This is a genomic window from Actinoplanes auranticolor, from assembly GCF_018332655.1.
GTDB classification, from domain to species: domain Bacteria; phylum Actinomycetota; class Actinomycetes; order Mycobacteriales; family Micromonosporaceae; genus Actinoplanes; species Actinoplanes auranticolor.
This window is the reverse complement of the sequence record NZ_BOQL01000026.1, coordinates 207,196-219,446: the sequence shown is the minus strand read 5'-3', so window position 1 is coordinate 219,446 and position 12,251 is coordinate 207,196. Positions and strand designations below refer to the sequence as shown.

Genomic DNA, 12,251 nt, shown 5'->3' with positions numbered 1-12,251 from the left:
CTGGAGCGCGCTCCAGGTCAACACCGCGATGCGGATCCCGGGCGGGGTCAGCAGGTCAGCAGGCCGGCGCGGTCCTTGGCCTGCAGCACGTGCCGGGCCGCCTCGGTCAGCCGGGTGGCGAACGGTGCCGACGTGCGGGCCTCCGCGATCAGCGACGCGGCCATCGGCGCCGCGTCCTGCGGCCGGATCGTCAGCACCAGGTCGCCGCCCGCCGCCACGAACCGCACCGCGCGCTCGCCGACGGGCAGCGACGACGCCGAGTCGGCCGCGCCCAGGTCGTCGGACATCACCAGCCCGGTGTAGCCGAGCCGCTCGCGCAGCAGCCCGGTGACGATCGGTTTCGAGAACGCCGCGATGGACGAGCCGTCGAGCTTCGGGTACGTCGCGGACGAGATCATCACCCCGGCGGACCCGGCCTTGATCCCGGCCACGAACGGCTTCAGGTACGGGTCGTCCACCGTGGCCGTGTTGTCGACGACCCGCACCGCCGTGTCGGTGTTGGCGCGGACCCGGCCCAGCCCCGGGAAGTGCTTGAGGATGGTCAGGACCTCCGCGCCCTGCGAGGCCGCCACCACCGTGGCGACGTCCTCCGCGACCGCGTCCGGGTCGGAGCCGTACTGGCGGTGGAAGCCGCCGATGGGCGGGTTGCCCTCCCCCAGCTTCGCCGGGACCGTGTCCGCGACCGGGGCCAGGTTGACGGTCACGCCGATGCCGGCGAGGCGCTGGGCGGTGTCGCGTACGGTGCCCCGCAGTTTCGCCGGGGGCCCCGCACCGAGCCGCTGCGCCGACGGCATCAGCGGGAAGTCACTCCCCTTGAGGGTCTGCACGCTGCCGCCCTCCTGATCGAGGGCGACCAGCAGCGGCGTACCGGCCCGGCGTTGCAGGGCGGCGACGTCGGCGCGCAGGCCTGCCGCGGACCGGGAGCTGCGCCCGGCCAGGAAGACCCCGCCGAGATCGTGCCGGGCGACCACCGAGCCGAGGTCGCGCGGGCTGCCGACCGGGGTCCCGATCATGAGTACCTGGCCGGCCCGCTCGGCCGGCGACAGCCCGGCGAGGATCGTGTCGACGCAGCCCTGGAGACTCGGCGGCGCGCTGGCCGGCAGCGCGGGAGCACTGGGCGCGGAGGAAACGCTGGGCAGTGTCGATGCGCTGGGTGGGGGCGGCGCGGACGACAGGGCGCGCGGCGCGGGGGTGTCGGCGACAGCTCGCCGGATCACCCACCCCGCGATCACGATCAGCAGGACCACTCCGGCACTCAGCCACCGCACTCTGCTCGTCATCGCCGCCCACGCTATCGAACGCGCGACAGGCGCCCGCGGGCCGTGCGAGTGCTACCGCCGGCGGAACCGTTTGAAGCCGGCGGCCGCGAGCACGCCTGCGATCACGATCAGCGCCGCGATGATGATCTGGTGACCCAGGGCCACCCGGTCGAGCGTGTCCGGCGACTGCGCCGCGGCCGGGCGCAGCCAGGTCTCGTCGCTCTGCTGCGGCACCCCCGCGGCGGCCGGACCGGCGGCTTCCTGCGGAGAGGCGACCACGCCGGGCTCGGCCGAGCGGGACACCTTCGGCTTCGGCGCCGTGGCGGCCTTGCCGGGCTTGGTCGCGGCGACCACCGCCGGGGCCTTGAGCTGCAGGTCCGAGCATGAGTAATAGGTGTCGGGCGTGCTGGAGGTCTGCCAGACCGTGTAGAGCACGTGCCGTCCCGTACGGTCCGCGGGCAGCTCGGCGCTCATCCGGTACGCACCCGCGCGCAACGGCGGGTCCTGCACCGTCAGGATCGGCTCGCTGCCCAGGTCGTCCCAGCCCAGCGGCTGCTTCGGGTCGTAGCCGGGCTTGGTCAGGTAGACCCGGAAAGTGCCCTGGTGCGGGATCGTGGCCCGGTACTTGATGGCCAGCGTGCCGCCCGCAGCCACCTTGGTCGTCGGCCAGTCCGTGCGGGGCAGGTCCAGGCCCTGGAATTCCGGCAGGTCACCGCTGCACAGGTTGCCGTCCGGGATGAACTGCTTGTCCTTGCCGTTCACGCCGGGCACCCGCACGTTGTCGAAGGTGCCGAAGGACCGCCCGTTCGCCGCGAGCGCCGCTTTGCACGCCGCGGAGCCCGCGTGCTCGCCGCCGGTGGCACACGCCGCGGTCCGGCTCAGCGGCTGGGTCGGCGCGCCGTGGGCGAGCACCGGTGCCGCCGGGAGCAGGGTCGCGACCGCGGCGATACCACCGGCCACCACCAGGGCAGCGGTACGGCGTACGACGGTCATGCGATCTCCTCGTGCTCGCGGGCGCGGCGGCGGACCAGCCTCCCGGCGAAGAGTACGGAGATCGGCGCCCAGTCGTTCACTACCGTGGGTGGCGCTGCCCGGAAAAACATCACGCTGTGGTTGCATGGCCATGCAGTCACACAACTCAGGAGGACACATGGAGAAGCCCGACGTCGGCCCCATCGCGGGTGAGCCGCCGGCCGAGCTGGTCGTGGAGGATCTGGTCGTCGGTGACGGCGACGAGGCCAAGCCGGGCCACCAGGTCACCGTCCACTACGTGGGGGTCGCGTTCTCCTCGGGCAAGGAGTTCGACGCGTCGTACAACCGGGGCGAGGCTTTCGACTTCGGCCTGGGCGCCGGTCAGGTCATCGGCGGATGGGACCAGGGGGTGGTCGGCATGCGCGTCGGCGGCCGCCGCAAGCTGACCATCCCCCCGCACCTCGGCTACGGCGCCCGGGGCGCCGGTGGCGTGATCAAGCCGAATGAGACCCTCATCTTCGTGGTGGATCTGCTCGGGGTGCAGTAAGCCAGGGCCGACAGGCCGCGCGGGCCGGTACGGGCGTCGCCCGTCCCGGCCCGCTGCTGTCCGCCGGCCGCGCGTCGCCGGGCCGGCCCGGCGACGGGTCGAAGGGCTCGCCGATGGGGGTCATCGCGCCGCCTTCAGGTCGGCGCAGCCCGTCTCGTCCGGCAGCAGCGGGCGCAGGAGCACCGACCAGCTCTTGTCGGCCCAGACCCAGGGGCTGATGGCAGTGGCGTCCTTGGCGGCGGCCAGCACGGCGTCAGCCTGCTCGCCGGTGGCGGCCACGCAGCTGAGCTTCAGATCGGGGTTCATCGGCTCGCCCGGCAGCGCGGGGCCGGGCCACGGCACGGCACGCGGGCGTCCCGGCTGGTCCTCAGGCTCCACGTACGGCTGCACGATCCCGGCGATGATCTCCGGCCGGTACTGCTGGGGCTCGCCGGTCATCAGCCTGGTGGTCAGGTCGCCGAGCTCGTCGACGAACGCGCGCAGCTTCGTCCGGGCCTGCTGCTGAGCCTTGGTGAGCTGCGGGTCGTCCGGCTGGGCCTCGCGCAGTGCCACCGCGCCGACGGTCCGCTTCCCCGCGGCGGTCACGACGGTGACCTCGGTGGTCGGCGCGTCGGCGACCCCGGGCTGACCGAAGTCGATGCCGGGCCGGACGCCGGCCGCGACGGCCTTGTCGAGCAGCTGTTGCAGGGTGGCCGGGGAGATCGTTCCCCACTGCAGGTTGGGCAGCGCGGGGCCGGGATAGCTCAGCGTGACCGGGCCGTTGAAGATCACCCGGCCGTCGGCGTACACGCTGGTCTCGGGGAGCCGGCCGACGATCGCGCTCGGCGGCACGAAGCCACCGGCAGACGAGACCCGGAGCACCAGCGCGTCGCCGGAACCGCCGGTGGCGGGGGCCGAGGAGGTCTCCGGGGACGGGCCGGGGCCCGGGGTGCCGGCGGCGGTCTGCTGGGCACAGGCGCTGAGCAGGAACAAGGTCACGGCGGCAGCGGCCGTCCACAAGCCGCGAAGTCTGGTCATAGGCGGTCAGACGTACCCCGGACCGCACCGGTTCCTACCCCTTTCGGGGAAAAGATTCGGTCTCCGGACGCAGTGACCGGCCCCAGGCTCGGGGCCGGTCACCTCTATCGGGGCGGAGTGTGGATCAGGGGCGGCTACTTGACCGAGCCCAGCGACAGGCCCTGCACGAGCTTGTCCTGGGCCGCGAAGCCGGCGACGAGCACGGGCAGCGAGACGACGAAGGCTGCCGCGCAGAGCTGGGCCAGGAACAGGCCCTGGCTGGTGACGAAGCTGGTCAGGAACACCGGCGAGGTCTCCGCCACGGTGGCGGTGAGGACCCGGGCGAAGAGCAGCTCGTTCCAGCTGAAGATGAAACAGATCAGCGCCGTCGCCGCGATGCCGGGCATGACCACGGGCGCGATCACCGAGCGCAGGGTCTTGGCCAGGCTGGCGCCGTCCATGGAGGCGGCCTCGAGCATCTCCACCGGCACCTCGGACAGGAACGACCGCATCATCCAGACGGCGATGGGCAGGTTCATCGAGGTGTAGAAGACGATCAGCAGCCAGATGTTGTCCAGCAGGCCGGTGTTCTGCGCGAACAGGTACAGCGGCAGCAGGCCGGCGACGACGGGCAGCATCTTGGTGGACAGGAAGAAGAACAGGACGTCGGTCCACTTCTTCACCGGCTTGATCGACAACGCGTACGCCGCCGGGAACGACAGCAGCAGCACCAGCAGGGTCGAGATCACGCTGGCGGTCATCGAGTTGAGCAGCGGCGGCCACGGGCTCGCGCCGCCGGAGAAGAATTCCCGGTAGCCCTCCAGGGTCAGCGGGGCGACCACGGCGGGCGGGTTGGTGGCGGCGTCGGCCTCGCTGTGGAAGGAGGTCAGCACCATCCAGACGACGGGCAGCACGAACAGCAGGCCGACCACCCAGGCGAGCAGCGACAGCCAGGGCCCGCCGCGGTCCTTCTTCTTCGGTACGGCCTGGTGGCCCGGCGTGGTGCGGGTCAAGGTGGTGGTCATCGGCCCGGGTCCTCCTTGAACAGCGACGAGACCGTCCGCAGGGCGAACGTCGCGATGATGATCGTGCCGATCACGACCACGACGGCGGCGGCGGAGGCCCGGCCGTAGTCGTGGGCCTGGTAGAAGATCTGGTAGATCGTGTACGGCAGGTTCGCCGTGCCGAGGCCGCCGGACGTGATGGTGAAGACCGCGTCGAAGTTCTGCACGATGTAGATGGAGCCGAGCAGCGCGCCGAGTTCGAGGTACTGGCGCAGGTGCGGCAGGGTCATGCTGCGGAAGATCTGCCAGGTGTTGGCGCCGTCGATCCGGGCCGCCTCGATGACGTCCAGCGGGCGGCCCTGCAGACCGGCCAGCAGGATCAGCATCATGAACGGCGTCCACTGCCAGACCAGCGCGAAGATCACCGACCAGAGCGGCATGTTGCTGATCCAGTCGGGCTGCGGCGGGCTGTCCGAGCCGAACAGCCCCCACACCCAGGTCAGCGCGCCGTTGAAGAGGCCGTACTCGGGGTTGTAGAGGGCGTGCTTCCAGAGCAGGGCGGCGGCGACGGGCACGACGAGGAACGGGGCGATCATCATCGTCCGGACGGCGCCGCGGCCCCGGAACTTGCGGTCCAGCAGCAACGCGATGCCGAGCCCGAGCACCAGGCTGATCAGTACCACGCCGACGGTCAGCAGGATCGTCGTCCAGACCGCGTCGCGCATGTTGACGTCGGTGAAGACCCGCCGGAAGTTGTCGAATCCGGCGAACCCGCGCTCGTCGGGGTAGTACGCGTTCCAGTCCATGAACGAGATGACCAGCGTGGCCACGAACGGCAGCTGGGTGACCACGATCATGAAGATCAGCGCGGGCAGCAGCGGTGCCCGCCGCGCCCAGCCGGCGGCCCGGCGGGCCGCACCGGGTGGGGTCGGCGTCAGGCCGGTCCTGCCGGCGGTCTTCTCGGCCACGGATGTCATCGCCGTCGCCCCCTTCAGCCGTTCTCGCGCGATCGGTACCGTTCCGCGACGTCGTCGGCAAGCCGCTGGCCTCGTTTCAGCGCCTCGTCGACCGTCATCTGCCCGGCGATCGCGGAGCTGACGTACTGCGAGACCTGAGTGCCCAGGTCGGTGAACTCCGGGATGTCGACGAACTGGATGCCGAGCGCCGGGCGCGGCTGCACGCCGGGATTGCGCGGATCAGCGCTGGAGATGGCCTGCTCGGTCGGCCCGGCGAAAGCCGACGCCTCCTCGAGGTAGTCCGGGTTGGCGTAGGTGGAGGCGCGCTTGCCGGCCGGCACCCGGGACCAGCCCAGCTGACCACCGACGAGTTCCTCGTACTGCCGGCTGGAGGCCCAGGAGATGAACTTCCAGGCGTTGTCCTTCTTCTCGCTCGCCTGCTGGATGCTCCACGACCACGCGTACAGCCAGCCGGAGCTCTGCGTCTTGACGACCGGCGCGGCGACGTACCCGATCTTGCCCTTGACCGGGGAGTCCGCCGCCTCCAGCGTGCCCGCCGCGCTGGTCGCGTCGTACCACATGGCGGCGTTGCCCTGCACCAGGTTGTTCAGGCACTCGGTGAAGCCGGCCTGCGGGGCGCCGACCTCGCCGTGCGCCCGTACCAGGTCCACGTAGAACTGGGTGGCCTGCTTGAACTCCGGCGCGTCCACCCGGGCGTTCCAGTCCTTGTCGAACCAGGTGCCGCCGAACGTGTTGACCACCGTCGTGAGCGGCGCGAACACCTGGCCCCAGCCGGGCTGGCCGCGCAGGCAGATGCCGGCCATGCCGGGCTGCTTGCCGTCGACCCGGGCTGCGATGTCCGCCACCTGCTGCCAGGTCGGCTTGGCCGGCATCTGGATGCCCTGGGCGTCCAGCACGTCCTTGCGGTACATCAGGAACGAGGACTCGCCGTAGAACGGCTCGCCGTAGAGCTTGCCGTCGTCGGCGGTCAGCGACTTGGTCATCGGCGGGAGGATGTCCGCCTGGTTGAACGCGGTGTCCGCCGCCACGTACTCGTCCAGCGGGGCGATCCACTTGCTCTTGGCGTAGATCGGGATCTCGAAGTTGCTCAGCGAGGCCACGTCGTACTGCCCGGCCTGGCTGGAGAACTCCTGGCTGATCTTGTCGCGGACGTCGTTCTCCGGCAGCACCGTGAAGTTGACCCTGATGCCGGTCTGCCGGGTGAAGTTGGCCTCGGTGAGCCGCTGCAGGTCGATCATCTGCGGGTTGTTCACCATCAGCACGTCGATGCTGTCGGCTCCGCCCGAACCGGCGCTGTCACCACCCCAGCCCGCACATCCCGCGAGTGACACGGCCAGCAGGGCTGCGGCGGCTCGGACGAGAACCGCGCGGACATGTGCACGAGACATGGAGCCTCCCCGGCGAGGCGGATGGAACTCCGGCATCTGTGACGCCGGTAACACCGGACTCAGTAGATGCCTGTGATCGACAGGATGTCAACCACTGGTCACACAGTGCTGCATATATGAGTATCGAAGTTGCCCGGAGGTCCTCAGGCGACCCGGGCCGACCGTCCCCGCACGACCACCACGTCCCCCGGCCGCAGCTGCCGCCCGCGCCGGGTGTCGACCTCCCCGTTGACCGTCACGTCCCCCGACGCGATCAGGATCTTCGCTTCTCCGCCGGTGTCGATGAGATCGGCGAGTTTGAGAAACTGTCCGAGTCTGATCATGTCGCTGTTGATGGCCACGTCACGCATGCCGACCATCATGCTCCAACTCGTCGGAAAGAAAGTCCGGCACGGTTGAACCATTGACGCCTCCCAGCCGAACTACCCGTCGTGAGGAACCTCGAGAAGCACCGCCGGGCGGGCGTCCTGGCCGCCGCCGTCGCCGCGGGTGTGTTCTGCGCGGCGTCCCCCGCCGCCGCGGACGTCACGGTCAGCCCGCCCAGCGCACCGCAGGGCAGCGGCACCAACGTGACGTTCAAGGTGACGAACACGGCCAAGAGCCCGATCACCAAGGTCAAGCTGATGCTGCCGGCCGAACTGCCGGTCGCCGAGGCGTACCCGCTGTCGGTCGACGACTGGGCGCCGCTGATCACGACCAGATCGCTGGCCACCCCGATGGACGGCATCCACGGCGAAGCGATCTCCGAGACCGCCGCGGACATCACCTGGACCGCGATGCCGGGCAAGGCGCTCGCCCCCGGCAAGTCAGCGGACCTGCCGGTCGCGATGGGCCCGATGCCGGCCTCGGCCCAGATGAGCTTCGCCGTCCAGGCGACGTACGCGGACCCCGCCAAGGGCGCAGCCCTGCCGCCGGTCGTGCTGACCCTCACCCCGGCAGCACCCGGCCAGCAGGCGGCACCGCACTCCGGCGGACACAGCGGTACGGGCACCACCGACACCGGTGACGCCGACGCGGCCACCTTCGCCGCGCTGATCGAAGCCAACGACGGCCCCGGCTTCTGGACCATCGCCGGCTGGGTCGTCGCCGCCCTGGCCGCCGCCGCGGGAACCATCGCGGTGCTGCGCTCGCGCCGCCGCCCGTCCGAAGCCGCCGCGACGGAAGAGCCCCGAGCCGAGCAGGACGACGACAAGGAACTCGTCGGCGCGGCCAAGACCCCCCGGGTCACGTCCTGGAGCTACAAGGACGGCCCGACGGAGTGACAGACGTCCCGCGCAGGTGGGCGCGGGTGTGTCGTGCTGATGCGCGTGGGGCGCGGAACACGACCGGCGGGTGGGGTCCAGGGCAAGACCCACGACCTGCAACTTGGCGGGGCGGGAAGGTTCGGCTTCCCGCCCCGCTGTATTTAATGGCCTTCGCCTTCGGCTCGGCGGGATTTGCGCCCACGAGGTCGGTGTCGAGGGCGCAAATCCGACTTGGTCGCGGTTACACCGAGACTGGGCGGGGGGTTTTGAGGGCTTGGATGATTTCTTGGAGGACTCGTTCGGAGTCTTCGTGGGGGATTTGGCAGGTTCCGGCGGCTTGGTGGCCGCCGCCGGCGTAGCGGAGCATTACTTCGCCGATGTCTACCGGGGAGGTGCGGTCGAGGATCGACTTGCCGCAGGCGAAGACGGTGTTGAGTTTCTGGCGGCCCCAGATGATGTGGATCGAGACGCGGGCCTCGGGGTAGAGGGCGTAGACCATGAAGCGGTTGCCCGCGTGGATCGTCTCCTCCTCGCGCAGGTCGACCACCACCACGTCGCCGTCCACGTGGCTGACCCGGTGCAGCTGCTCCACGAACATCGCCGAGCAGTCGCGGTAGAGCTCCGCGCGCTCGCGGACGTCCGGCAGCTCGAGGATCTCGTCGACCGTCTGCAGCTGTAGGCAGGCGTCGATGAGCAGCATCATCAGCTGGTAGTTGGAGATCCGGAACTCCCGGAACCGGCCCAGCCCGGTGCGGCTGTCCATCAGGAAGTTGAGCAGCGTCCAGCCCTGCGGGTCGAGGATGTCGTGCAGGGCATAGTCGGCCGAATCCGCCTGGTCGACGGCGCGCATCAGCTCGTCGGAGATCTCCGGAAAGCGTTCCGCACCGCCGAAGTAGTCGTAGATGACCCGGGCGGCCGACGGCGCGTCCGGGTCGATGACGTGGTTCGACCGGTCGCCCTTGTTACGCAGCGTCTCCGAATGGTGGTGGTCGAACACCATGTAAGCGCCCGGAGCGAACGGCAAGTTCGTCAGGATGTCACGCTCAGTGATGTCAACGACGCCGTCCTGCACGTCCTTCGGGTGCACGAAGGTGATCTCGTCGATCATGTCGAGCACGCGCAGCAGGACGGCGCAGACCAACCCGTCGAAGTCGCTGCGGGTCACGAGCCGGTACTTCACGAGCAATCTCCCTCTGCCGATTGGCACCTTACTCTCCAGTTTGCCACTTTTGCGGCTATGGGCCTGGTCGCATCGGCGTACCGGTTTGATCCGGTGGGAGCCCGCGCTGCGTAAAGTTCTCACGGAAGCTCACGTACGCGGTCGGAGGAAGACCTGACGATGGACACCGTTCCCCAGCTCGCACAGGACCGCAACGCCCCGCCCGCCACTCTGGTGATCTTCGGCGCGTCCGGCGACCTCACCCGGCGCAAGCTGCTGCCGGCCGTGGAGAGCCTCGCCCGGCACAACCGCCTGCCCGGCGAGTTCGCCCTGGTCGGCGTCGCCCGTACGGCGATGGAGGACCACCAGTTCGCCGAGAGCGCGCTCGGCGGGCGCAGTCTCGCCGACAAGCCGCAGCTGCAGGGCGGTGGCATCCGCTACGTCTCCGGCGGCTACGACAACCCGGAGACCTACAAGCGGCTGGCCGAGGTGCTCGACGAGCTCGACGCCACCCGCGGCACCGCCGGCAACCGGATCTTCTACCTCTCGACCCCCGCCGAGGCCTTCCAGCCGGTGATCAACGGGCTGGCCGGCGCGGGGCTCAACCACGCCCGCGAGGGCTCGTTCGCCCGGCTCGTGATCGAGAAGCCGTACGGCAACGACCTGCGCACCGCCCACGAGCTCGACGGCATCGTGCACGCCGCGTTCGACGAGCCCCAGGTCTTCCGCATCGACCACTACCTGGGCAAGGACACCGTCCAGAACGTGCTCGCCCTGCGCTTCGCCAACGCGATCTTCCAGCCCATCTGGAACCGTTCCTGGGTCGACCACGTGCAGATCACCGTGGCCGAGACGCTCGGCGTGGGCACCCGCGGCGGCTTCTACGAGCACGCCGGCGCGATGCGCGACATCGTGCAGAACCACGTGCTCCAGGTCCTCGCGCTGGCCCTGATGGAGCCGCCCGCCTCGTTCGACGCCGAGGGGCTGCGCAACGAGAAGGTCAAGCTGCTGCAGGCCATCCGGCTGCCCACCAACCGCGACATCGCCGACCTGGCGGTCCGCGGTCAGTACACCCGCGGCGGCACCCGCGACGACCTGATGGCCGGCTACCGCGACGAGGTCGGGGTCGACCCGCTGTCGCGCACGGAGACGTACGCGGCCATGCGGCTCAACGTCGACAACTGGCGCTGGGCCGGGGTGCCGTTCTACGTGCGTACCGGTAAGCGGCTGCCCGCCCGGGTCACCGAGGTGGCCCTGCAGTTCCAGCGGCCGCCGCACCTGCCGATCCCGACCAACCAGCTCACCGAGCTGGACGCGGACGCGCTGATCCTGCGGATCCAGCCCAACGAGGGCATCTCGCTGCGCTTCGGCGCGAAGGTCCCGGGACACTCGTTCCGGGTGCGCACGGCCAGCATGGACTTCTCGTACGAGCAGACGTTCCGCGAGGAATCGCCGGAGGCCTACGAGCGGTTGCTGCTCGACGCCCTGCTCGGCGACCCCACGCTGTTCATCCGCACCGACGAGGTCGAGCAGTGCTGGCGGATCGTGGACCCGATCATCGAGCACTGGAAGAACGACATGTCGCCGATCCCGACCTACGAGGCCGCCTCGTGGGGCCCGACGGACGCCGACCGCCTGATCGGCCGCAGCGGCCGCAAGTGGCGCAACGCCGTCTGACGAACTGAGCCTACCCGCGGCGGAAAACCCATAAAAAGGGCGTTCAGCGCGCCGCCCGGGCCTTGACGACGTCGAGGGCCCGGTCGGCGTGTTCGTTCATGTCGCGCTCGCTGTGGATGACGTCGAGCACCGTACGGTCGATGTCGATCACGAAGGTCATCCGCTTGATGCTGAGCGGACCGAGCGGCAGCCGGCGCTTGATGCCGTACGCCTCGGCCGCCGTGCTCTCCGGGTCGGAGAGCAGCGGGTAGTCGAAGCCGTGCAGATCCGCGAACTCCTTCTGCTTGTCCACTTTGTCCCGGCTGATGCCGACCCGCTGCGCGCCGGCCGCGGCGTACTCCGCGCCCAGGTCCCGGAAGTTGCAGGCCTCGGCCGTACAGCCGCTGGTCATCGCGGCCGGGTAGAAGAACAGCACCACGGGCCCGTCGGCGAGCATCGTGCTCAGCCGTCGCGCGGTGCCGTGCTGGTCGGGTAGTTCGAAGTCCGGGGCGACGTCACCCTTGTCGATGCTCACGTGATCAACGTACTCCGGGCTGAGTCTGCCGCCGAGCGCGTCCTCGCCTAGGGTGGAGACACCCACCTGTCCTGTCCGCCCCGACCCCTGACTGACCTGACTGACCCCTGCCCGCCCCCGACGAAAGCGACACCGCCATGCAGGTCTCGGTCGCGCACCACCCGCCCAACACGGCCGTTCTGACATTGCGCGGCTCCCTGGACATCGACACCGCGCCGTCGCTGAAAGCCAATCTCAGCCGCCTCGTGGAACGCCCCAGCCCTCGCATCATCGTCGACCTGTCGGGACTCGACTTCTGCGACTCGATGGGCGTCGGCGTCCTGGTGACAGCCCACGGCCGCGCGATGGAGCGCGGCGGCTGGGTCCGGCTGGCCGCCCCCTCGGGCTTTCTGCGACGCCTGCTCGACACCCTCGGCCTGATCGACTATCTGTCGCTGCACGCCGACGTCGAGACCGCGATGAAGGACTGACCGCACAGCCGGCAGGGGCGCCCCGGATGTCCGGGACGCCCCTG

General features: G+C 70.1%; 13 protein-coding genes. 4 read left to right on the top strand and 9 right to left on the bottom strand.

Annotation, left to right across the window (positions count from 1 at the left end):
* Positions 1-47: 47 nt before the first annotated feature.
* Positions 48-1,280 (bottom strand): glycoside hydrolase family 3 N-terminal domain-containing protein, encoded by a 1,233-nt coding sequence (locus Aau02nite_RS16785; RefSeq protein WP_246595204.1) that lies wholly within the window; start codon positions 1,278-1,280, stop codon positions 48-50.
* A 51-nt stretch (positions 1,281-1,331) separates the two neighbouring features.
* The gene (locus tag Aau02nite_RS16780; protein WP_212989354.1) at positions 1,332-2,252 is read right to left on the bottom strand and encodes a lytic polysaccharide monooxygenase auxiliary activity family 9 protein; all 921 of its coding nucleotides are present in this window, start codon (positions 2,250-2,252) and stop codon (positions 1,332-1,334) included.
* Positions 2,253-2,409: 157 nt separating this feature from the next.
* Here Aau02nite_RS16780 and Aau02nite_RS16775 point away from each other — a divergent pair, with 157 nt between their 5' ends.
* Positions 2,410-2,778, top strand: coding sequence for an FKBP-type peptidyl-prolyl cis-trans isomerase (locus tag Aau02nite_RS16775; RefSeq protein WP_212989353.1), 369 nt, complete (start codon positions 2,410-2,412; stop codon positions 2,776-2,778).
* Positions 2,779-2,898: 120 nt separating this feature from the next.
* On the opposite strand, the gene Aau02nite_RS16770 is transcribed toward Aau02nite_RS16775, so the two are convergent.
* The 5 genes from Aau02nite_RS16770 to Aau02nite_RS16750 form a co-directional block, all read right to left on the bottom strand.
* Complete coding sequence (locus tag Aau02nite_RS16770) at positions 2,899-3,777, bottom strand: hypothetical protein (RefSeq protein ID WP_246595203.1); 879 nt, start codon at positions 3,775-3,777, stop codon at positions 2,899-2,901.
* 152 nt (positions 3,778-3,929) lie between these two features.
* Positions 3,930-4,799, bottom strand: coding sequence for a carbohydrate ABC transporter permease (locus Aau02nite_RS16765; RefSeq protein ID WP_212989351.1), 870 nt, complete (start codon positions 4,797-4,799; stop codon positions 3,930-3,932).
* Positions 4,796-5,755 carry a carbohydrate ABC transporter permease gene (locus Aau02nite_RS16760; RefSeq protein WP_212989350.1) on the bottom strand — a complete coding sequence of 320 codons (960 nt, stop codon included), beginning with the start codon at positions 5,753-5,755 and terminating at the stop codon, positions 4,796-4,798. Before Aau02nite_RS16760 ends, Aau02nite_RS16765 begins: the two co-directional genes overlap by 4 nt.
* 14 nt (positions 5,756-5,769) lie before the next feature.
* A complete protein-coding gene (locus Aau02nite_RS16755; RefSeq protein ID WP_212989349.1) occupies positions 5,770-7,143 on the bottom strand; it encodes an ABC transporter substrate-binding protein in 1,374 nt (457 codons plus the stop codon).
* Positions 7,144-7,286: 143 nt separating this feature from the next.
* Positions 7,287-7,493, bottom strand: a complete 207-nt coding sequence (locus Aau02nite_RS16750) for an RNA-binding S4 domain-containing protein (protein WP_212989348.1) — start codon at positions 7,491-7,493, stop codon at positions 7,287-7,289.
* Between the two features lie 81 nt (positions 7,494-7,574).
* Here Aau02nite_RS16750 and Aau02nite_RS16745 point away from each other — a divergent pair, with 81 nt between their 5' ends.
* Positions 7,575-8,405 (top strand): DUF1775 domain-containing protein, encoded by an 831-nt coding sequence (locus Aau02nite_RS16745; protein ID WP_212989347.1) that lies wholly within the window; start codon positions 7,575-7,577, stop codon positions 8,403-8,405.
* 223 nt (positions 8,406-8,628) lie between these two features.
* Here Aau02nite_RS16745 and Aau02nite_RS16740 read toward each other — a convergent pair whose 3' ends face one another.
* Positions 8,629-9,567: an exopolyphosphatase gene (locus tag Aau02nite_RS16740; protein WP_212989346.1), complete on the bottom strand. Its 939-nt coding sequence runs from the start codon at positions 9,565-9,567 to the stop codon at positions 8,629-8,631.
* A gap of 159 nt (positions 9,568-9,726) precedes the next feature.
* Between Aau02nite_RS16740 and zwf the strand changes: the two genes are divergently transcribed.
* The gene (gene zwf / locus Aau02nite_RS16735; protein WP_212989345.1) at positions 9,727-11,223 is read left to right on the top strand and encodes a glucose-6-phosphate dehydrogenase; all 1,497 of its coding nucleotides are present in this window, start codon (positions 9,727-9,729) and stop codon (positions 11,221-11,223) included.
* A 43-nt stretch (positions 11,224-11,266) separates the two neighbouring features.
* On the opposite strand, the gene Aau02nite_RS16730 is transcribed toward zwf, so the two are convergent.
* Positions 11,267-11,737, bottom strand: a complete 471-nt coding sequence (locus Aau02nite_RS16730) for a peroxiredoxin (protein WP_246595202.1) — start codon at positions 11,735-11,737, stop codon at positions 11,267-11,269.
* A gap of 137 nt (positions 11,738-11,874) precedes the next feature.
* On the opposite strand from Aau02nite_RS16730, the gene Aau02nite_RS16725 reads away from it, so the two are divergent.
* On the top strand, positions 11,875-12,207 hold the full coding sequence (locus Aau02nite_RS16725) for an STAS domain-containing protein (protein ID WP_212989343.1): 333 nt from the start codon (positions 11,875-11,877) through the stop codon (positions 12,205-12,207).
* The last annotated feature ends 44 nt before the right edge of the window (positions 12,208-12,251 follow it).

Excerpts from the sequence above, each read along its gene's own strand:
- Aau02nite_RS16755 (WP_212989349.1), bottom strand. The coding sequence starts at position 7,143 with ATGTCTCGTGCACATGTCCGCGCGGTTCTCGTCCGAGCCGCCGCAGCC.
- Aau02nite_RS16785 (WP_246595204.1), bottom strand. The coding sequence starts at position 1,280 with ATGACGAGCAGAGTGCGGTGGCTGAGTGCCGGAGTGGTCCTGCTGATC.
- Aau02nite_RS16765 (WP_212989351.1), bottom strand. The coding sequence starts at position 4,799 with ATGACCACCACCTTGACCCGCACCACGCCGGGCCACCAGGCCGTACCG.
- Aau02nite_RS16760 (WP_212989350.1), bottom strand. The coding sequence starts at position 5,755 with ATGACATCCGTGGCCGAGAAGACCGCCGGCAGGACCGGCCTGACGCCG.
- Aau02nite_RS16750 (WP_212989348.1), bottom strand. The coding sequence starts at position 7,493 with ATGCGTGACGTGGCCATCAACAGCGACATGATCAGACTCGGACAGTTT.
- Aau02nite_RS16725 (WP_212989343.1), top strand. The coding sequence starts at position 11,875 with ATGCAGGTCTCGGTCGCGCACCACCCGCCCAACACGGCCGTTCTGACA.
- Aau02nite_RS16780 (WP_212989354.1), bottom strand. The coding sequence starts at position 2,252 with ATGACCGTCGTACGCCGTACCGCTGCCCTGGTGGTGGCCGGTGGTATC.
- zwf (WP_212989345.1), top strand. The coding sequence starts at position 9,727 with ATGGACACCGTTCCCCAGCTCGCACAGGACCGCAACGCCCCGCCCGCC.
- Aau02nite_RS16775 (WP_212989353.1), top strand. The coding sequence starts at position 2,410 with ATGGAGAAGCCCGACGTCGGCCCCATCGCGGGTGAGCCGCCGGCCGAG.